Source organism: Xanthomonas sp. LF02-5, assembly GCF_034105325.1.
GTDB classification, from domain to species: Bacteria; Pseudomonadota; Gammaproteobacteria; order Xanthomonadales; family Xanthomonadaceae; genus Xanthomonas_A; species Xanthomonas_A sontii.
Genome location: NZ_JAXGGF010000006.1, coordinates 205,457 through 224,391, shown reverse-complemented (window position 1 = coordinate 224,391; position 18,935 = coordinate 205,457). Strand labels below are relative to the sequence as shown.

16 protein-coding genes are annotated in these 18,935 nt (G+C 71.1%); 6 read left to right on the top strand and 10 right to left on the bottom strand.

Annotated elements, in window-relative coordinates:
* Window positions 1-499: 499 nt before the first annotated feature.
* The gene (locus tag SLW52_RS16525) at window positions 500-1,747 is read right to left on the bottom strand and encodes an efflux RND transporter periplasmic adaptor subunit (protein WP_320740735.1); all 1,248 of its coding nucleotides are present in this window, start codon (window positions 1,745-1,747) and stop codon (window positions 500-502) included.
* A gap of 250 nt (window positions 1,748-1,997) precedes the next feature.
* Here SLW52_RS16525 and SLW52_RS16520 point away from each other — a divergent pair, with 250 nt between their 5' ends.
* The 5 genes from SLW52_RS16520 (at window position 1,998) to SLW52_RS16500 (ending at window position 7,432) form a co-directional block, all read left to right on the top strand.
* Complete coding sequence (locus tag SLW52_RS16520) at window positions 1,998-2,900, top strand: ABC transporter ATP-binding protein (RefSeq protein WP_267098789.1); 903 nt, start codon at window positions 1,998-2,000, stop codon at window positions 2,898-2,900.
* Window positions 2,897-3,682: an ABC transporter permease gene (locus SLW52_RS16515; protein WP_295910028.1), complete on the top strand. Its 786-nt coding sequence runs from the start codon at window positions 2,897-2,899 to the stop codon at window positions 3,680-3,682. Before SLW52_RS16520 ends, SLW52_RS16515 begins: the two co-directional genes overlap by 4 nt.
* A gap of 100 nt (window positions 3,683-3,782) precedes the next feature.
* Window positions 3,783-4,982 carry a sensor histidine kinase gene (locus SLW52_RS16510; RefSeq protein WP_295910031.1) on the top strand — a complete coding sequence of 400 codons (1,200 nt, stop codon included), beginning with the start codon at window positions 3,783-3,785 and terminating at the stop codon, window positions 4,980-4,982.
* Between the two features lie 52 nt (window positions 4,983-5,034).
* The gene (locus SLW52_RS16505; protein WP_026143841.1) at window positions 5,035-5,637 is read left to right on the top strand and encodes a response regulator transcription factor; all 603 of its coding nucleotides are present in this window, start codon (window positions 5,035-5,037) and stop codon (window positions 5,635-5,637) included.
* Window positions 5,638-5,740: 103 nt separating this feature from the next.
* Complete coding sequence (locus tag SLW52_RS16500; protein ID WP_320740734.1) at window positions 5,741-7,432, top strand: diguanylate cyclase; 1,692 nt, start codon at window positions 5,741-5,743, stop codon at window positions 7,430-7,432.
* Between the two features lie 88 nt (window positions 7,433-7,520).
* Here the strand turns inward: SLW52_RS16500 and fhuE are convergent, their stop codons facing one another.
* The 3 genes from fhuE to SLW52_RS16485 form a co-directional block, all read right to left on the bottom strand.
* A complete protein-coding gene (fhuE, locus tag SLW52_RS16495; protein WP_320740733.1) occupies window positions 7,521-9,686 on the bottom strand; it encodes a ferric-rhodotorulic acid/ferric-coprogen receptor FhuE in 2,166 nt (721 codons plus the stop codon).
* A 381-nt stretch (window positions 9,687-10,067) separates the two neighbouring features.
* Window positions 10,068-10,637, bottom strand: coding sequence for a cytochrome b (locus tag SLW52_RS16490; RefSeq protein ID WP_320740732.1), 570 nt, complete (start codon window positions 10,635-10,637; stop codon window positions 10,068-10,070).
* A complete protein-coding gene (locus SLW52_RS16485; protein WP_320740731.1) occupies window positions 10,634-11,731 on the bottom strand; it encodes a catalase family peroxidase in 1,098 nt (365 codons plus the stop codon). Before SLW52_RS16485 ends, SLW52_RS16490 begins: the two co-directional genes overlap by 4 nt.
* A gap of 208 nt (window positions 11,732-11,939) precedes the next feature.
* Here SLW52_RS16485 and SLW52_RS16480 point away from each other — a divergent pair, with 208 nt between their 5' ends.
* Window positions 11,940-12,890 (top strand): calcium/sodium antiporter, encoded by a 951-nt coding sequence (locus SLW52_RS16480; protein ID WP_320740730.1) that lies wholly within the window; start codon window positions 11,940-11,942, stop codon window positions 12,888-12,890.
* A gap of 57 nt (window positions 12,891-12,947) precedes the next feature.
* Here SLW52_RS16480 and SLW52_RS16475 read toward each other — a convergent pair whose 3' ends face one another.
* Genes SLW52_RS16475 through SLW52_RS16450 form a run of 6 tightly spaced genes read right to left on the bottom strand, consistent with a single transcriptional unit; the run spans window position 12,948 to window position 18,857 of the window.
* Complete coding sequence (locus SLW52_RS16475; protein WP_017908202.1) at window positions 12,948-13,319, bottom strand: Na+/H+ antiporter subunit G; 372 nt, start codon at window positions 13,317-13,319, stop codon at window positions 12,948-12,950.
* Window positions 13,316-13,600, bottom strand: a complete 285-nt coding sequence (locus SLW52_RS16470) for a K+/H+ antiporter subunit F (protein ID WP_017908201.1) — start codon at window positions 13,598-13,600, stop codon at window positions 13,316-13,318. Before SLW52_RS16470 ends, SLW52_RS16475 begins: the two co-directional genes overlap by 4 nt.
* The gene (locus SLW52_RS16465; protein WP_010341382.1) at window positions 13,597-14,100 is read right to left on the bottom strand and encodes a Na+/H+ antiporter subunit E; all 504 of its coding nucleotides are present in this window, start codon (window positions 14,098-14,100) and stop codon (window positions 13,597-13,599) included. Before SLW52_RS16465 ends, SLW52_RS16470 begins: the two co-directional genes overlap by 4 nt.
* Window position 14,101: 1 nt before the next feature.
* Window positions 14,102-15,664 carry a monovalent cation/H+ antiporter subunit D gene (locus tag SLW52_RS16460; protein ID WP_267086111.1) on the bottom strand — a complete coding sequence of 521 codons (1,563 nt, stop codon included), beginning with the start codon at window positions 15,662-15,664 and terminating at the stop codon, window positions 14,102-14,104.
* Window positions 15,661-16,026 (bottom strand): Na+/H+ antiporter subunit C, encoded by a 366-nt coding sequence (locus SLW52_RS16455; RefSeq protein WP_152236631.1) that lies wholly within the window; start codon window positions 16,024-16,026, stop codon window positions 15,661-15,663. Before SLW52_RS16455 ends, SLW52_RS16460 begins: the two co-directional genes overlap by 4 nt.
* Window positions 16,026-18,857 (bottom strand): monovalent cation/H+ antiporter subunit A, encoded by a 2,832-nt coding sequence (locus SLW52_RS16450; protein WP_320740729.1) that lies wholly within the window; start codon window positions 18,855-18,857, stop codon window positions 16,026-16,028. The genes SLW52_RS16455 and SLW52_RS16450 overlap by 1 nt, the downstream gene beginning before the upstream one ends.
* Window positions 18,858-18,935: the final 78 nt, after the last annotated feature.

The window sequence follows — 18,935 nt, the reverse complement described above, 5'->3', positions numbered from 1 at the left end:
ATTGTAGGAGCGGCTTACGCCGCGACATGCATGACCGATTGCGTTGGTCGCGGCTGAAGCCGCTCCTACAGACCTTCTCACCTGACACGCAAACTTCAAGCAACAGCAAAGGCTTTCGCCCTTGCGGGCGAGTTACTTTTCTTTGCTCGCGCAAAGAAAAGGTAACCAAAAGAAAGCGCGCCCTGCCTTGCGCCCTCCGCGCTGCGCCCTCCGCGCTGCGCCCTCCGCGCTGCGCGCTCCGGGTCCGCGGATGCACCGGGGATTCGCGGAAGGGGCATCCTGCCCCTGCCGCGAACGGCGCACATCCATGTGCGCCGCCCTTCGGGTTTTTCCCCGGTCCATCCGCCGCTGCGGAAGGGAACCCGGTAAATCAAGAGCCGAAGCCAAGCAACAGCAACAGCAGAGCAAGAGCGGTGTGACGGCGCTGGGTGCAGTTGAAAAGCGACTACATCAAGTGCGACATCGGGCGCTTGCGCAATGTGTGGCACACCGGTGTGCGCTACTGCGCAGCGGCCTCCGCCGTCTTCACCTGCATGCCGGCACGCAAGGCCTCTGGCGGATCCAGCACCACCGTGTCGCCCGCGGCCAGGCCGGACAGCACCTGGCGGTCGTCGCCCAGGGCGATGCCGGTCTTCAGCGCGCGCTGCTCGACCGTGTTGTCCTCCTTGACCGCGAACGCCACGTCCTGGCCGGCGCGCTTGACGATCGCCGCGCCCGGCACCCGCACGCCCTGCGGCGTGTGCTGCGCCTGCGGCTGCGGCGCCTCCAGGAAACTGACCCGCACGCCCATCTCCGGCACGATCCGCGCGTCCTTCTGCTTCAGCGCCACGCGCACCTTCACCGTCGCCTTGCCGCGGTCGGCGGAGGGGATGATCGCGATCACCTCGGCCGGGATCTTCCAGTCCGGATACGCGTTGAGCGTGGCCTCCACCGGCATGCCCGGCTTGACCCGGCCGATGTAGGACTCGCCCACCTCGACCTCGATCTCCAGCGAATCCATGTCGACGATGGTGCCGATGCCGGTGCGGGTGAAGCCGCCGCCGGCCGACAGCGGCGAGACGATCTCGCCCGGCTGCGCCGCCTTGGCGGTGACCACGCCGGAGAACGGCGCACGCACGATGGTGTTGTCCACGTTGAGATCGGAGATCGACAACTGGTTGCCGGCCACCGCCACGTTGCGTTGCGCGTTCTGCAACTGCGCACGCAGGGCATCGCGCTGCGCCACCGCCTGTTCGTACTGCGAGCGCGAGACCAGTTGCTGGCCGGCCAGGGTCTGCAGCCGCTGCGCGTCGGCATCGGCCTGGCGCACCTGCGCCTGCATGTTGGCGACCAGGCTGCGCGCCGCGTCCAGCTGCGAGGCCGACAGCACCCGTTGCGCGTTGGCGTCGATCGGATCCAGCGTCGCCATCACCTGGCCTTCCTCCACGCGCATGCCTTCCTCGATGCGCACCTCGCGGACCTTGCCGGTGATCTTGGCCGAGACCGTGGCCATGCGCCGCGCCACCACGTAGCCGCTGGCGTCCAGCACCGAGGCGCTGCTGCTGCCGGGGGCGATCGCCACCACCGCGGCGGTGCGCACCTCCAGCGGCTTGCTGCGGCCGAACAGCCACCAGCCGCCGGCGCCCAGGGCGAGCAGCACCACCAGCAGCACCACGGTGATCCACAGCCCGCGCCGCGACGGCGGCTCGCTCGGCGGCGCCTTGCGGTCGATACGGAGTTCCTTGAGCAGGTCGGAGGAAGTACTCATCGTGTCCTTGAACGAAACGGTCGGCGCGCTGCAGTGTGCGAGCCACCGGCCGCCGTGGGCATGGCCGGAAGTCACTTTCTGCGATGCGCTGTAGCGGGAGAACGCCGCCCCTCGGCGTGGATCGCAGCATGCGGCAATCGTGCGGGGGCTGCCAGTGACAGATGTCATCCACTGCAGCTGACGCGCCGCACTGGGCGGCGACGCCGCCGCGGCGCAGCCTAGGCACTCCCTGCCAGCACCGGAGTGTCCCATGCCCGATCACGATGCGTTGCCGCTGGCGCAGCTCAGCGGCGTCCACAAGCGCTACGGGACGCTGGTCGCGCTCGACGGCGTCGACCTGCAGCTGCGGCCCGGCCAGTTGCTGGCGCTGCTGGGCGCCAATGGCGCCGGCAAGAGCACCGCGGTGAGCCTGCTGCTCGGGCTGCAGACGCCCGACGCCGGCAGCGTGCGCCTGTGCGGGCAGGATCCGCGGGCGCTGGCCGCACGCCGCCAGGCCGGGGCGATGCTGCAGACCGCCGGGCTGCCGGACACCCTGCGCGTGGGCGAACTGCTGCTGCAGGCGCGCGGTTATTACCCGCAGCCGCGCAGCGTCGCCGACTGCGTGGCGCTGGCCGGGTTGGACGGGTTGATGGCACGCCGCTACGGCCAACTGTCCGGCGGCCAGCAGCGCCGCGTGCAATTCGCGATGGCGATCTGCGGGCGGCCGCGGGTGCTGTTCCTGGACGAGCCCAGCACCGGCCTGGACATCGAGGCGCGGCAGGGCCTGTGGCGGGCGATCCGCGAGCTGGTCGCCGATGGCTGCGCGGTGCTGCTGACCACGCACTATCTGGAAGAGGCCGAGGCGCTGGCCGACCGGGTGGCGGTGCTGCAGCGCGGCACGCTGATCGCCGAGGGCAGCGTCGCCGAACTGCGTGCGCGCTTCGAACAATGCACCATCCGCTGCCGCAGCGCGCTGCCGGCGGCGCAGGTGGCGCAGTGGCCGCAGGTGCGTCGCGCCGAGAGCCGCGACGGGGTGCTGGAGGTGGTCGCCGAGCCGGCCGAGCCGGTGGTGGCGCGGCTGCTCGCCGGCGATCCGGCGCTGACGGCGCTGGAAGTGCGCCGTGCCGGCCTCGCCGACGCCTTTCTCGCCATCACCCGTGCGGAGGCCGCATGAATCCGATCGATCTGTCCGTTGCTTCCCCGGCGGCCGCCTGGTCGTTGCGCGACCAGAGCGTGCTGCTGCTGCGCGAGATCCGCTACGAGGTGCTGCGCTGGCTGCGCACGCCGTCGTTCGCCTTGCCCACGCTGCTGTTCCCGCCGTTGTTCTACCTGCTGTTCGGCGTGCTGCTCAATCATGGGCGCCACGACGCGGCGGTGTACCTGATGGCCAGCTACAGCGTGTTCGGGGTGATGGCGCCGGCCCTGTTCGGGTTCGGCGTCGGCCTGGCCCTGGACCGCGAGCGCGGCCTGCTCGCGCTGAAGCGGGCGATGCCGGTGCCGCCGCTGGCCCTGCTGCTGGCGCGCACCGCGCTGGCGATGGCGTTCGCGCTGGCGATCGGCATATTGCTGCAGGCGCTGGCCGCGCTGCTCGGCGGGGTGATGCTGACGCCGGCGCAGCGGATCGGGCTGCTGCTGGTGGACGTGCTGGGCACGCTGCCGTTCTGCGCGATCGGGCTGGCGCTGGGCGCCTATGCCGGCGGCAGCGGCGCACCGGCGTTGGTCAACCTGATCTACCTGCCGATGGCGTTCCTGTCGGGGCTGTGGATCCCGCTGCAACTGCTGCCGGCGTGGCTGACCACGCTGGCGCCGCTGTGGCCGTCGTATCACCTGGGCCAGCTGGCGCTGCGCGTGGTCGGGCAGGGCGACGGCCACGGCAGTGCCGGCCATGTCATCGCGCTGCTGGCGGTGACGGTGGTGTTCTACGCACTGGCGCAGCGGCGCCTGCGTCGCGGCTGATGGTGCGCCGTGCCGATTCCGGCGTCGCCGCGCGGTTTCGCGCGCCTGCGCCTTCGCTAAGCTATGCGCTGCGGCGGCCGTGCCGCCCTGGGAGCCCGACGTGATCGCCTTGCTGCACGCATCGCCCGACTCGCTGATCGCCCGCCGCATCGGCTGGAGCTCGGCCAAGTCCAGCACCCACTGGTTCGTGTGGCTGTCGCTGGTGTGGTCGATCTGGCTGTTCGTCACTCCGCTCTACGAACCGTACTACTTCCGCAACTGGTTCCCGCCGACGCTGGCCAGCTATCTGATGTTCCTGGCCCTGTACTACGTGGCCTACTACCGCCACCGGCGCTACCTGCCCTGGTGCGTGGCCGGCATGGCGGCGCTGGCGTTCGTGGTGCTGCCGTACAACCCCGGCGCGCAGTGCTACATCATCTATGCCTGCGCCTTCCTGGCGTTCTGCTTCGAGCCGAAGCGGGCGGTGGCGGCGATGCTGCTGGTGCTGGCCTCGTTCGCATTGGCCTGGACGATGCGCGGCTGGTCGCCGCTGTACATGGTCAGCGCGATGGTGGTCGGCCTGTCGGTGGGGCTGATGAACATCAGCTTCGAGCGCCGTGCGCGCGGCGAGGCGCAGCTGCGCCTGAGCCACGAGGAAGTGCGGCGCCTGGCGGCGGTGGCCGAGCGCGAGCGCATCGGTCGCGACCTGCACGACCTGCTCGGCCACACGTTGTCGCTGGTGGCGCTGAAGTCGGACCTGGCCACGCGCCTGCTCGCGCACGACGCCGCCGCGGCGCAGCGCGAGATGGAGGAAGTGGGCCAGGTGGCACGCGAGGCGCTGAGCCAGGTGCGGCGTGCGGTCAGCGGCATCCGCGCGGCGCAGCTGGCGGCGGAGATCGCCTCGGCCAAGCTGCTGCTGGAGTCGTCGGGGGTGAGCTTCCGCTACCAAGTCGAGGCCTTGCCGCCGTGCCCACAGCTGGAGACGGTGTTCGCGCTGGTGCTGCGCGAGGCCGCCACCAACATCCAGCGCCACGCGCGTGCCAGCCACGCGCAGTTGCGGCTGTGGTGCGAGCGCGGCCAGGCCCTGCTGGAACTGCGCGACGACGGCCGTGGTGGCGCGCTGCAGCCGGGCACCGGGCTGAGCAGCATGCGGGAGCGGCTGGAGGCGGTGGGCGGCAGCCTGCGCATCGCCTCCGAGCGCGGCCTGGGCACCTGCCTGGTCGCCGCCGCGCCGTTGCCGCGGGTCGAGGCGGCGATGCCGGATGCCGCGCCGGCGGCGCGGATGCAGTCCCCGGTGGACCAGGACGCCGCGCTCGGCTGAGCGCCGGCCCGGCCCGGGCACTACAATGGGCCGACAAGGACCGGGGGGTGCCGTGATTCGTTTAGTGCTGGCGGAGGACCAGGCAATGGTGCGCGGTGCGCTGGGCGCACTGCTGGGCCTGGAAGCGGATCTCGACCTGGTCGCCAGCGCGGCCGACGGCGAAGCCGCCTGGCGCGCGCTGCAGGCGCATGCGCCGGACCTGCTGGTCACCGACATCGAGATGCCCGGCCTCAGCGGCCTGGAGCTGGCCCAGCGCATCCAGCGCCAGCAACTGCCGGTGCGCGTCATCATCGTCACCACTTTCGCCCGCCCCGGCTTCCTGCGCCGCGCCCTGGACGCCGGGGTCGGCGGCTACCTGCTCAAGGATGCGCCGCCGCAGCGGCTGATCGAGGCGATCCGCCAGGTGCACCGCGGCGGCCGCGCGATCGACCCGGAACTGGCGCTGGAAGCCTGGTCCGAGGCCGACCCGCTCAACGACCGCGAGCGCCAGGTGCTGCGTCTGGCCGGCGAGGGCGCCTCGGCAGGCGACATCGCCACGCAGTTGGGGCTGTCGTCGGGCACGGTGCGCAACTACCTGTCCGAGGCGATCGGCAAGCTCGGGGTCGGCAACCGCATCGAGGCGGCGCGGCTGGCCCGGCAGAAGGGCTGGCTGTGACGCGGCGCGCGGTTCGGCCTGAAACTTGCATGGCTCCCTGCGCTTGACTGCGCAGCGCAGTGCAGGGCGCGCGCGGCCTTCCTTCCTCCCATTGGCCGACGCCATGCCCTCCACCACGATCAACCGCTATGGCGTGCCGCTGGCCCTGCTGCTGCTGTTGGGCATCAGTGGCGGCGTGCTGGTGGGCAGCGAGCGCTTTCTCGCCGATGCGGCCGCGGTGCAGCGCAGCCACCGGGTCATTGCCGAGATCAACGGCCTGCAGCTGAACCTCGCCGACTGCGATGCCTCGCTGCGCGGCTTCCTGCTGCTGGACAGCCGCGAACACCTGGCCGATTTCCGGGCGTGCCAGCGCGCGCTGCCGCCGCGGCTGCAGCAACTGGCCACGCTGCTGCAGGGCAACCCCGCGCAGCAGCAGCGGCTGCAGGAGGTCCAGGCGCAGATCGAGGCGCGCATACGCGACAGCGCGCTCGCCGTGGCCCGCTTCCAGGGCAGGGCGGCAGGCATGCGCAAGCCGGACCCGGAGCGCGCCCGCCAGGGCCGTCTGATGTCGCAGGCGATCCGGCGCAACACCGACAGCCTGGTGCGCAGCGAGCGCGCGGCGCTGGCCAGCAGCGCCCGCTCCACCGCCGCCAACGCCGACCTGCTGCGCCGGCTGGCGGTGATCGGCATCCCCACGGTGTGTGCGCTGACCCTGGGCCTGTACCTGCTGCTGCGCCGCGAGATCGGCCGCCGCAGTCAGGCCGAGCAGCGCGGTCACCATGCCAATGCGCTGCTGGTGGGCACCGTGCAGCAGATGCAGCGCACCGAACAGGATCTGCGCACGCTCAACCGCTGCAGCCGCGGACTGCAGAGCTGCGTGCAGCAGGACGAGGCGGTGGAGGTCGCGCGGCAGGCGCTGGAGCGCCTGCTCGGCGACGCCGGCTGCAGCGTGTACTGCACCGACGCGGCGGGCGAGCAGGCGGTCTGCGTCGCGCACTGGGGCGAGGATGCGGTGTGCGCGCCGTCGCTGTCGCTGAGCGGCTGCGAAGGCCTGCGCAGCCGCGCCACCCAGATCCAGCGGCCCGGTGCCGCGCCGGCCTGCGCGCACGCCGCCGGCGTGGCACGCCATGGCACCTGCGTGCCGATGATGGTGCAGGGCGAGCCGCTGGGGCTGATCCATCTGTCCAGCCGCGATCCGACCCTGCTCGAGCGCCTGCCCCTGGTCGAGGTGGTGGCGGAACAACTGGCGATGGCGCTGCACAACCTGCAGCTGCGCCAGCGTCTGCGCCTGCAGTCGATCCGCGATCCGCTGACCGGGCTGTACAACCGCCGCTACCTGGAAGAGTCGCTGTTGCGCGAACTGGCGCGCTGCGAGCGGCGCGACCAGCCGCTGGCACTGATGATGCTGGACCTGGACCACTTCAAGGCGCTCAACGACCGCCTCGGCCACGCTGGCGGCGATGCCTTGCTGGCCGCGTTCGGTCAGTTGCTGGCCGGGCTGGTGCGGCCGGAGGACATCGCCTGCCGCTACGGCGGCGAGGAGTTTACGGTGATCCTGCCGGGCGCCGCCGCCGACGTGGCGCAGCGCCGCGCCGAGCAGATCCGCGCCGCGGTGGCGAACCTGCAGGTGCAGCACCAGGGTCAGGCGCTGCCGCCGGTGACCGTGTCGATCGGCGTGGCCGCCTATCCGGACCACGGCCGCAGCACCGAGGAGCTGCTGCGCTGCGCGGATGCGGCGCTGTACCGCGGCAAGCGCAGCGGCCGCAACCGGGTCGCTGCCGCTGGCGACGCACCGCTGCGCATCGCCGAGGCCTAGGCCGCCTCCATCCCGTGCATGCAGTGCCGCGGTCGCGCGCCTGCGCCGCGGCCGTGCCAGCGTCAGCACCCGCGCGCGGCCTGCCGGCTCAGAACGACCAGCTGAAGCTCAGCGTGCCGTTGCGCGGTTCGCCCCAGGCGCCGTAGCCGTAGATCTGCGCGTAGTAACGCTTGTCCAGCAGGTTGTTGAGGTTGAGCTGCACTGAGAAGGCCGGCGACAGGCGGTAGCGCGCGAAAGCGCTGACCAGCGCGTAGCCGCTCTGCGCGAAGCGGCCGTAGGTGGCATCGACGTAGTAGATGCGGTTCTGCCAGTTGACGCCGCCGCCGACGGTCAGTTCGCTCAGGCTGCGCGGGGTGTAGCTGCTGTAGAGCTTGAGCGTGGTCTGCGGCAACTGGCTGTTGATGTCGGCGCCGGCGACGTCCTTGGCCACGTAGCGCGAGGCGCCGAAGGTGGCGTTCCAGCCCGGCGCCAGCTCGCCGTTGAGTTCCAGTTCGAAACCGCGGCTGACCGTGCCCTGCGCGGCGACATAGGCGGTTTCGGTGGTGCCCTGCACGAACCCGCTGGTGGCCTGGGCGACGTTGTCCTGGTCGATGCGGAACACCGACAGCGCGGCGTTGAGGCGGTCGTCGAACCAGGCGCCCTTGACCCCGACCTCGTAGCTCTTGCCGATCACCGGGTCCAGGTAGGCGCCGCTGGCGGTGCGCGCGGTCTGCGGCTGGAAGATGTCGGTGTAGCTGGCGTAGACCGACCAGACGTCGTCGAGCGTGTACACCAGGCCGGCATAGGGCGTGGTCTTTTTCTGGTGCAGCACGTAACCCACCCCGCTCTCGGCACCGTCCACCTTCCAGTCGGTGTAGCGCGCGCCCAGGATCAGCTTCAGCGGATCGGCCAGCGACAGCCGCGCCGCCGCATAGCCGGCCTTCTGGGTGACGGTGCCGCGGCTGAACTCGCTGAGCGGCGACCAGGCCGGTTCCGGATAGGCGCCGGTCCAGCCCAGGTAGCTCGGCAGCGGCCCGGGGAAGTCGAAGGCACCGGTGTTCACGTAGCGGCGGCGGTTGTAGCTGAGCCCGGCCATCAGTGCGTGTTCGCGCCCGGCCAGCTGGAACGGGCCTTCGGCGTAGGCGTCCAGGCCGTCGACCTTGCGCCCGGTGATGTAGTAGCCCGAGTACGGCACCACGCCGGCGCCGGTCTGCCGGTCGAAGCCATAGATCGTGTAGTACGGGTAGAACAGCTTGTCGGTGACGTTGGTCTGGTCGTGGGTGGCGTTGAGCTTGAGCTGCCAGCCGTTGCAGAAGGCGTGCTGCAGGGTGGCGAAGGCGCGCTTGCTGGTGGTGTCCCAGAACGTCCAGTCCGCGGCCGGGTTGAACCAGCGCGGATAGTCGGTGCGGCTGCCGTCGGCGTACCACAGCGGGAAGCCGCCCCAGGTGACGCCGTCGGACTGCTTGTTCTGGTAGTCGTAGCCCACGCTCAGCTGCGTGTCCGGGGTCAGGTCGGCATCGATCACCGCATAGCCCAGCGACTTGCGCTGGCTGTAGCGCTGCACGTACGAATCGGTGTCCAGGTAGCTGCCGATCACCCGCGCGCGCACCGTGCCGCTGGCGTTGAGCGGGGTGGTGACGTCGACCGTGGAGCGCGTGCGGCCCCAGCTGCCGGCGCTGACGGTGACGCTGCCGGTGAGTTCGGCGCTGTCGGCGTGCTTGCGGATCAGGTTGACCGAGGCCGAGGGGTTGCCGGCGCCGGTGAGCAGGCCGGTGGCGCCGCGCACCACTTCCACGCGGTCGTACAGGGCCAGGTCCAGCGCCGAATCGCCGTAGCTCCAGTTCTGCACCATCGTGGTCGGGATGCCATCGAACTGGTAGTTGTCGATGTAGAAGCCGCGCGCGTAGAACTCGAAGCGTTCGCTGTCCGAGCGCGTGCTGGACACGCCGGTGGTGTTCTCCAGCACGTCGATGATGTCGTCCAGGCCCTGATCCTCGATGCGCTGGTGGCTGATGATGCTCACCGACTGCGGGATCTCCCGCGGCGCCAGTTCGAAGCGGGTGCCGGCGCTGGTCTTGCGCACGCTGTAGCCCTCGGCGCGCTCGCCCTTGACGCTGATCTTGTCGAGGGTGGTGACGTCGCGTTCGGTGTCCTCGGCGCTGTCGGCAGCAGACGCGGCCGGTGTCGCCGCGAAGGCCGGCATGGCAGCCAGCAGGCAGGCCACGGCCAGGGCCGAACGGCGCGGAAAACGACGGATGGGGGCAACACGGGACATCGCGGACTCCAAGGCAGCAGGCAGGGCCATCGCCGGCGCGGATGCGGCGCCGGACGACGATCGAGGGTGAGCTGGCTTGGCGCGTGGGCCCGCAGGCCGGCAGGCGGCTACGGAACATCGGCATTGGCTGGCGCGGCCGCGGCGCCGGATTCCCAGAGGAACGACCGGTGCGCGGGAAGAACAGGGGCGGACGAGCGCGCCCGTCCGCCGACAAGTGTAACGGCGGCCCGGGGCCGGGACCATGTCGGGGGCGACAAAAACGCGTAGCGTCGCCCGGGAGACAGGCCGCACACACTGGCCGATCGACGTGCGCGTGACGGCGCTAGCGTGCGCAGCGCGGGACGCACGCGTTGCGCCCCGCGTGTCGCGTCGTCGGGTGGACTACGCCTTGTCGCGTGGCGCTGCAGGCGTCGCCGCGCCGCGCGCCATGCTCGAGAACACGCCATCGCGGCGTACCCAGGCATGGAACAGCGCCGCGCACAGGTGCGCCAGCACCGTGGCGAACAGCAGGTAGGCCAGCCAGCCATGCGCGCTGCGCAGCCAGGCATACAGTGCCGGGCTGTGTGGGGCGATCGGCGGCAGTTGCACGCCCGGCCACAGTACGATCGGGTAGCCGCCGGCCGAGAGCATCGACCAGCCGAGCAGCGGCATCGCCAGCATCAGCGCGTACAGCAGCCAGTGCGAGGCGTGGGCGGCGGCCTTCTGCCAGCGCGGCAGGTCGGCCGGCAGCGGCGGCGGCCGGTGCCGCAGGCGGTTGCCCAGGCGTACCAGCACCAGCAACAGGATGGCGATGCCCAGCGGGCGATGCAGGTTCAGCAGCCAGGGCCGCTGCGACACCGAGGCGACCATGCCCACGCCGACGAACAGCATGGTCAGGATCATCGCCGCCATCAGCCAGTGCAGCACGCGCGCGAGCAGGTTGAAGTGGGTGGAGCGGTCGTCGCGGTTCATTGCGCACCTCCGTGCGGCTTACCGGTGGCGTCGGGCGCTTGGCCGCGGGCGATCTCGCGCTCGCGGCGGTTGAAGGACTGCGAATACACCGCCGAGCGCGCGGCCAGGATCGGATCGTCGGAGCCGGCGATGCCGTGCGGCAGGATCAGCGGATCGTAGTTGAGGTCGCGGCACGGCCCGGTGGCCTGCGGCTCGGCATGGTCCAGCACCAGGGTGCCGGCGACCACCTGCTGGCGGTCCTGCGGCCACGGCTGCGACGGATCGTCGACCGGGTCGCCGGGCGCGGCCACGGTCAGTACCAGATCCCAGCGCAGCGGACCGCGCGCCAGCCGCGCCTGCAGGTCTTCGCTGAGGAAGTCGGCGTCGGCCTTGGCGCGTTGCTCGGCCGACAGCGGCGCGAACGGGGTCTGCGGGCGCATCGACCAGCGCACCGCATGCGTGCTGCCGTCGGCGGCGGTGAAGCGGAACGCGTTGACGCCGTTGTACTGGGTGTTGGCCCAGCTGTTGGACCATGGTGCGGTCTTGGCCCACTCCTGGAACTTCTTCGCTTCCGGATAGCGCTGCAGGAACGCCGCCATCTTCGCCGGGTCCGGCTTGCCGGTGGCCGGATCCGGCCGCGCGGCCAGCGTCTGCGCCATGAAGCCCTCGGTGCTGGCGACCACGAAGAACGGGAAGCTGTTCATCGCCGTGCGCCATTCCTGGCCGTCGTCGCTGCGCAACTGCAGCGCCATGCTGCGCACGCGGGCGGCGCCGTCGGCGCCATGCGGGTCGCCGCCGCCGATCGACAGGCGGCCCAGCACCGGCACCGAGGATTGCGCGAACACCCGCGCCGAGGATAGCGCGCTGCCCTGGCCGTTGCCTTCGAAATGGCCGCTGACGCACACGCCCTTGCTGTGCGCACGGCGGAAGCCCGGATGCGGCGGGCCGCCGGCTTCGATGGCGTCGGTCATGCGCTGCGCGGTCAGCCTTTGCGTGCCGCCGAGCCAGCCGGCGCTCCAGGCGAAGGCGGTGGCGAGCACGGCGGCGATCGCGGCGATGCCGGCCAGCGCCAGCCAGGGCCGCCGGCGCGGCGGCGTGGGATCGGGACGGGACATGGGGCGGCTCCTGTGGCGGCGGCGAGGGGAGGAACGCGGTCGGGCGCGGTGCAGGCGCTAGCAGACACGGTCGGGCATGAACGCGGTGCAGTGATGGCGGCCTGCACGCGGCCCGTCGCCGCAGCCTGCGGCCCTGGCGGACGCGACCACGGCGGCATCATCGGCGCTGCGCATAGAATCGCCGCTTCTTGAGGGTTGGGAGTCGGCGATGGCCGGTGCGATCGGATTGGTGCTGTTGGGGCTGGCGTTCCTGGCGCTGGGCGGGGACTCGATCGTGAAGGCGGCCTCCGGCCTGGCACAGCGCTTTGGTGCCTCGCCGTTCGTGGCCGGCTTGCTGCTGGTGGCCTTCGGTACCTCGCTGCCGGAACTGGCGGTCAACGCGCGCGCCTACGCCGCCGGCGCGCAGGACCTGGCGTTGGGCAACGCGATCGGCAGCAACCTGGCCAATCTCGGCCTGACCCTGGGCCTGGCCGCGCTGGCGGCGCCGCTGCTGCTGCGCACGCGCCTGCTGCCGCCACTGCTGGTGCTGCTGACCCTGGCGACGCTGGCGCTGATCGGCTTCGGCCTGGATGGCGCGATCTTGCGCGCTGAGGGCGTGGCGCTGCTGCTGGCCTTCGTCGGCGTGGTCGCCTTCCTGCTGCTGCGCGCGCGGCATGAACCGGCCGCGCGCCAGCTCGGCGTGTCCGGCTACGCGGTGACCCGCACCGGGCTGGTGCTGAATCTGCTGCGCCTGCTGATCGCCCTCGTGCTGTTGAACGCCGGCGCCAACCTGGTGGTGGAACACGCGCCGCGGCTGGGTGCGGCCTGGGGTCTGTCGCCGCTGCTGGTCGGCCTGCTGCCGGTGGCGATCGGCACCGCGCTGCCGGAAGCGGCCGCCGCGGTGGCCGCCGCGCGCCGTGGCCAGGGCGACATGGTGGTCGGCCACGTGCTGGGCTCGAGCCTGTTCAACCTGCTGGTGGTGATCGGCGGCATGGCGGCGCTGCGGCCGCTGCCGTTGCCGGCCTCGTTCGTGCGCCTGGAACTGCCGGCGGCGATCGCGCTGGCGGTGGTGCTGTACCCGATGCTGCGCGGCGACATGCGCCTGAGCCGCGGCGAGGGGGCGGTGCTGCTGGTGGCGTTCCTGGCGTGGGTGGGGCTGGAGCTGGCGTTGGTGGCTTGATTACCGAGAGTGGGGAATCGGGAATCGGAAAAGCCGCTCCTACGCAGACCCGCGCGCTCAGCGCTCCTCCGGCTGCTCCGGCGGCGGCAGCCCTTCCTGCTCGGCGTGGTCGCTGCCTGGCACCTGCGGGCGCTGTTCCAGCATCAGCGACAGCGCGGCCTTGGCCATCATGTGCGCGCTGATCGGCGCGGTGATGAACAGGAACGCGGTGATCAGCAACTCGCGCGGCTGCGGATCCTGGCCCAGGAACAGGTGGTAGCCGACCGAGGCGAGCAGCACGCAGCCCACGCCCAGGGTGCTGGCCTTGGTCGGTGCGTGCAGGCGCTTGAAGAAGTCCGACAGCTTCACCAGCCCCAGCGCCCCGACCAGGATGAAGAAGCAGCCGACGATCAGCAGCAGCGACAGCCCGACCTGCAGCACGCCGATCATTCGACGATGTCCCGGCGCAGCACGAACTTGCTCAGCACCACGGTGCTGCCGAAGCCGAGCATGGCGATGATCAGCGCCGCCTCGAAATACACCGGCGAATCCAGGTACATGCCGAACAGCATCAGCTCGGCGATCGCGGTCACCGACAGCGTGTCCAGCGCCAGGATGCGATCGGGCACGGTCGGCCCGCGCAGCAGCCGCCACAGCGCCAGCAGCATCGCCAGCGCCACCACGTGCATGCACACGACGATCGTGGTCTCGATGAACATGTGGCTGGTCATGGGAAGATCTCCATCAGCGGCGCTTCGTAGCGCGTCTTGATCTGCCGGATCACGGTCTCGGCATCGTCCAGGTGCAGCACGTGCACCAGCAGGTACTTGCGGTCGTCCGACAGCGCCGCCGACACCGTGCCCGGGGTCAGGGTGATCATGCTGGTCAGCGCGGCGATGCCGTGGATGTTGGCGATGTCCAGCGGCACCCAGATGAAGCCGGGGTGGATGCGTTTCTCCGGACCGAGCACCTGCAGCGCCACCACCACGTTGGAGCGCACGATGTCCCAGGCCGCCACGCACAGCATCTTCGGCACCGGGCGCAGCGAGCCGATGCGCGCGAACTCGCGGTCCAGGCGCGCGGCGAACAGCGGCACCGCCACGCCCAGCACCGCGCCCAGCAGCACCTGGCCGAGGCTGAAGCTGTCGCTCATCAGCAGCCAGAACGCGGTGACTGTCAGGCTCAGCGGCCAGGACGGGAACAGACGGCGCGACCAGGGACGGGCGGACATGTCAGGGCTCCCGCAGGATCGGCGCGGTGCCGCGCAGCTGGGTGGTGTAGTCGGCGGGGCGCAGCAGTTGTGCGGCGGCGGCCTCGCTGTAGCGCAGCAGCGGCCCGGCGGCCACGGTCATCGCCACGCCGTAGCCGAGCAGCAGCACGGTGGCGGCGGTTTCCAGCGGCCGCGCCGGCGCCTTGCGCGGCGCCGGGCGCGGCAATTCCACGGTGCCGTCCTCGGCCGTGTCCTGGTCGCCGGGCACGCGCCAGAACAGGCGCACGCCGCCGCGGGTCAGGCCCATGATCACCATCAGGCTGCTGAGCAGCACCGCGGCCCACACCGGCGCGGTCAGCCCGCCCGGCGTCGCGCTCAGGATCGCCACCTTGGCCAGGAAGCCGGACAGCGGCGGCAGCCCGGCCACCGAGATCGCCGCGATCAGGAACAGCACGCCGGGCACGGTCTTGCCCGGCAGCGGCGCGATGATCTCCTTGCGGTCGCTGGCGCCGCCGCGGCGACGCCGGATCAGGTCGGCGATCATGAACAGCGCCGCGGCGACGAAGCTGCTGTGCGCCAGGTAATACAGCCCGGCGCCGAGCGTGCCGGCTGAGTCCAGCGCGAAGGCCACGAACAGCGTCGCCGCCGACACGATCACCAGGTAGCCGATCAGCACCCGCAGGCGCACCGCCGCCAGCACCCCCAGCGCGGCCAGCAGCAGCGTCGCCAGGCCCAGCCACAGCAGCCAGTCGCGGCCATAGCCGTCCAGCGCCTGCGCCTGGCTGCCGAGGATCAGCGTGCTCACCCGCAGCACCGCGTACAGGCCGACCTTGGTCATGATCACGAACAGCGCCGCCACCGCCGCCGGCGCGCGCGCATAGGTTTCCGGCAGCCACAGGTACAGCGGCAGCAGCGCGGCCTTGGCGCAGAACACCAGCAGCAACAGGCCGAACGCGGCCTTGATCAGCGCCACGTTCTGCGGCGGCGCCTGCGCCACGCGCTGCGACAGCTCGGCCATGTTCAACGAACCGAGCAGCGCGTACAGCAGGCCCAGCGCAATCAGGAACACGGTGGAGGAGGTGACGTTGAACACCACGTAGTGGAAGCCCACGCGCAGGCGCAGGCCACGCCCGCCGCTGAGCAGCAGGCCGTAGGAGGCGATCAGCATCACCTCGAAGAACACGAACAGGTTGAACACGTCGCCGGTCAGGAACGCGCCGTTGAGACCGACCAGCTGGAACTGGAACAGCGCATGGAAATGCGGCGCGCGCCGGTCCCAGCCGGCGCAGGCGTGCAGCAGGCAGGCGCCGGCGAGCAGGGTGGTGGTCGCCAGCATCCATGCTGACAGGCGGTCGGCCATCAGCACGATGCCCAGCCGCGAGGGCCAGTCGCCGAGCAGGTAGGCATGGACCTGGCCGTCGCTCACCTGCACGCACAGCGCCAGCACCGCCGCGGCCAGCGCCGTCATCGCGGTCCACGCCACCGCGCGGCGCACCTTGCGGCCGTAGCGGCGGTGCTCGGCGAACAGCGACAGCGCCGCGCCGAGCAAGGGGATCAGGATCGGCAGGATCAGCAGATGGGTCATGGCGCCTCCCCGTCGGTGGGGTCGGGGTCCGGGCGCGCATCGACGTGGTCGCTGTGGTTGTCGCCGCGGCTGCGCATCGCCAGCACGATGCTCACCGCGGTCATCGCGAAGGCGATCACGATCGCGGTCAGCACCAGCGCCTGCGGCAGCGGATCGGCGTGCTCGGCCAGGGTCGGGGCGATGCCGTCGCGCAGCACCGGCGCCTTGCCCTGCACCAGCCGGCCGCCGGCGAAGATCAGCAGGTTGGTGGCGTAGGACAGCACGGTCATGCCCAGGATCACGTCGAAGCTGCGCGCGCGCAGCAGCAGGTACACGCCCACCGCGGTCAGCACCCCGATCGCGCTCGCCAGTGCCAATTCCATCAGTGCATCTCCCCGGTGATGGCCGAGCGGCGCGCCGGATCGATCTGCCCGCGCTGCGAGTCGCGGGTGCGCGAGGGCTTGATCGTGCCCATCATCGACAGGGTCAGCATGGTCCCGCCGAACACCACCAGGTACACGCCGGTATCGAAGACCAGCGCACTGGCCAGCGGGACGCTGCCGATCAGCGGCAACTGCAGATCCAGATGGCCGCTGGTCAGGAACGGCACCCCGAACAGCATCGAGGCCATGCCGCCGAACGTGGCCAGCAGCAGGCCCAGGCCGATGCAGCGGATGTAGTCGAAGCCGAAGCGCGACTCCACCGAGGCCGCGCCCTGGATCACGTACTGCATCAGCAGCGGCACCGCCAGCACCAGCCCGGCGATGAAGCCGCCGCCGGGCGCGTTGTGGCCGCGCAGGAACAGGAAGATCGACACGGTCAGGGTCAGCGGGAACATCAGCTGCGCCAGATCGGCCGGCACCGGCAGCTTGATCGGCGGCCCCGGCATCACCTTCTCCGGCGCCATCCGCGCGCGCCGCAGCAGCGCGTGCACCACCAGCGCGGCGATGCCGAACACGGTGATCTCGCCGAAGGTATCGAAGCCGCGGAAGTCCACCAGGATCACATTGACCACGTTGCGGCCGTAGGCTTCGGGCAGCGCGCGCTGCAGCAGCTCGCCGGCCATGGTCGTCGCCGGCCGGGTCATCACCGAATACGCCAGCAGCGCCATGCCGCCGCCGGCGACAATGGCCAGGGCCGCATCGCGCCAGCGGCGCCAGCGCCGCGGCTCCGGCGGCGAGGCCTTGGGCAGGTAGTTCATGCCCAGCAGCATCAGCACCAGGGTCACCATCTCCACCAGCAACTGGGTCAGCGCCAGGTCCGGCGCCGACAGGAACACGAACACCAGGCTCACGCCCAGCCCGCTGCCGCCCAGCACCAGCACCGCCAGCAGCCGCTGCCGGTACAGGAATAGCGTGGACAGTGCGCAACTCAGGATCAGCAGCCACAGCCCCCAGCCCAACAGCGGCATGCCCTGCGGCGCCGGCCACTGCTGCCACAGCGGCGGCGCCCGCAGCAGCGGTGCGGCCACTACCACCACCGCGGCCAGCACCAGCCAGCGCAGGCTGCGTTGCAGGCGGCCGTTGGCGAGTACGCGGGTGAAGCGCGCGGCCAGGCCGAACAGGGTCTGCACGTGCCAGTGGAACACGCGCTTGCCCAGCGAACGGCGCACTTCGGTATACAGCGCGGTCAGCCGGCGCAGGCCGAAATACAGCGCCACGCCGCCGACCACGCCGGCGATGCTCATCGCCAGCGGCGCGTTCCAGCCATGCCACACCGCCAGGCTGTAGTCGGGCAGGGCATCGCCGAGGATCGCGCCGGCGGCGGCGCGCAGCACCGGCGCCACGGTCAGCGCCGGCACGATGCCGACCGCCACGCACACCAGCACCAAGATCTCCACCGGAATCTTCATCCAGCGCGGCGGCTCGTGCGGCATCGTCTCCAGCCGACGCGGGCCATGGCCGAAGAAGGTCTCATAGACGAAGCGCAGGCTGTAGGCCACGCCGAACACGCCGGCCAGCAGCGCCGAGGTGGCGGTGAACACGCGCATCGCCGCCGGGCCCTCGGCGCCCAGCGCCTCGGCGAAGAACATCTCCTTGGACAGGAAGCCGTTGAGCAGCGGGATGCCGGCCATCGACAGCGAGGCGGTGATCGCCAGCGCGCTGGTGATCGGCATCCAGCGGCGCAGGTTGCCGAGCCGGCGCATGTCGCGGGTGTGGGTCTCGTGGTCGATGATGCCGGCGGCCATGAACAGCGAGGCCTTGAACACCGCATGGTTGAGGATGTGGAACACGCCGGCCACCACCGCCATCGGCGTGGACAGCCCGAACAGCATGGTGATCAGGCCCAGGTGCGAGATCGTCGAATACGCTAGCAGGCCCTTGAGGTCGTGCTGGAAGATCGCGAACCAGGCGCCGGTGAGTAGGGTCACCGCGCCGATGCCGCTGACCGTGTAGAAGAACAGGTCGCTGCCGGCCAGCGCCGGATGCAGCCGCGCCAGCAGGAACACCCCGGCCTTGACCATCGTCGCCGAGTGCAGATACGCCGATACCGGGGTGGGCGCGGCCATCGCGTGCGGCAGCCAGAAATGGAACGGGAACTGCGCGCTCTTGGTGAAGATGCCGAGCAGGATCAGCCCCAGCGCCCACGGATACAGCGCGCTGGCGCGGATCGCATCGCCGGCGGCGAGCACCGCGTCGAGTTGGTAGCTGCCGACGATGCGCCCGAGCAGCAACACGCCGCCGAGCAGCGCCAGGCCGCCGCCGCCGGTGATCACCAGGGCCATGCGCGCGCCGTCGCGCGCATCCTGGCGGTGCGACCAGAAGCCGATCAGCAGGAACGAACTGATGCTGGTCAGTTCCCAGAACACCATCAGCAGCAACAGGTTGCCGGCGATCACCATGCCCAGCATCGCGCCCATGAACAGCAGCAGGTAGGCGTAGAAGCGCGCGGCGTTCTCGCGCGGGCTCAGGTAGTAGTGCGCGTACATCACCACCAGCGCGCCGATCGCCAGCACCAGGCCGGCGAACATCCAGGCCAGGCCGTCCAGGCGCAGCGAGAACTGCAGGCCGATCTGCGGCAGCCAGGCGTGGTCGGCACGGACGATGCCGCCTTCGAGCACCGTGGGCGTCAGCGCGCCGAGCACCGCCAGGCCCGCCAACGGCGCCAGCGCCGCGGCCCAGGCCAGGGTGGCGCGTGAGCGGTGGCGCAGGGCGACGACGGCCGCCGCCATCAGAAACGGCAAGGCCAGCAGGAGGTCGAGGGCTGGGATCATGCAGGGAATACGAGATTCGCGAGCAGGAGCCCGAGTGTAACAGGCGCGTCACGGCGGTGGCCGGCGCGGGAACGGAAG

Excerpts from the sequence above, each read along its gene's own strand:
- SLW52_RS16450 (WP_320740729.1), bottom strand. The coding sequence starts at position 18,857 with ATGATCCCAGCCCTCGACCTCCTGCTGGCCTTGCCGTTTCTGATGGCG.
- SLW52_RS16475 (WP_017908202.1), bottom strand. The coding sequence starts at position 13,319 with ATGATCGGCGTGCTGCAGGTCGGGCTGTCGCTGCTGCTGATCGTCGGC.
- SLW52_RS16465 (WP_010341382.1), bottom strand. The coding sequence starts at position 14,100 with ATGTCCGCCCGTCCCTGGTCGCGCCGTCTGTTCCCGTCCTGGCCGCTG.
- SLW52_RS16500 (WP_320740734.1), top strand. The coding sequence starts at position 5,741 with ATGCCCTCCACCACGATCAACCGCTATGGCGTGCCGCTGGCCCTGCTG.
- SLW52_RS16480 (WP_320740730.1), top strand. The coding sequence starts at position 11,940 with ATGGCCGGTGCGATCGGATTGGTGCTGTTGGGGCTGGCGTTCCTGGCG.
- SLW52_RS16515 (WP_295910028.1), top strand. The coding sequence starts at position 2,897 with ATGAATCCGATCGATCTGTCCGTTGCTTCCCCGGCGGCCGCCTGGTCG.
- SLW52_RS16455 (WP_152236631.1), bottom strand. The coding sequence starts at position 16,026 with ATGGAATTGGCACTGGCGAGCGCGATCGGGGTGCTGACCGCGGTGGGC.
- fhuE (WP_320740733.1), bottom strand. The coding sequence starts at position 9,686 with ATGTCCCGTGTTGCCCCCATCCGTCGTTTTCCGCGCCGTTCGGCCCTG.
- SLW52_RS16490 (WP_320740732.1), bottom strand. The coding sequence starts at position 10,637 with ATGAACCGCGACGACCGCTCCACCCACTTCAACCTGCTCGCGCGCGTG.
- SLW52_RS16470 (WP_017908201.1), bottom strand. The coding sequence starts at position 13,600 with ATGACCAGCCACATGTTCATCGAGACCACGATCGTCGTGTGCATGCAC.
- SLW52_RS16485 (WP_320740731.1), bottom strand. The coding sequence starts at position 11,731 with ATGTCCCGTCCCGATCCCACGCCGCCGCGCCGGCGGCCCTGGCTGGCG.
- SLW52_RS16520 (WP_267098789.1), top strand. The coding sequence starts at position 1,998 with ATGCCCGATCACGATGCGTTGCCGCTGGCGCAGCTCAGCGGCGTCCAC.
- SLW52_RS16525 (WP_320740735.1), bottom strand. The coding sequence starts at position 1,747 with ATGAGTACTTCCTCCGACCTGCTCAAGGAACTCCGTATCGACCGCAAG.
- SLW52_RS16460 (WP_267086111.1), bottom strand. The coding sequence starts at position 15,664 with ATGACCCATCTGCTGATCCTGCCGATCCTGATCCCCTTGCTCGGCGCG.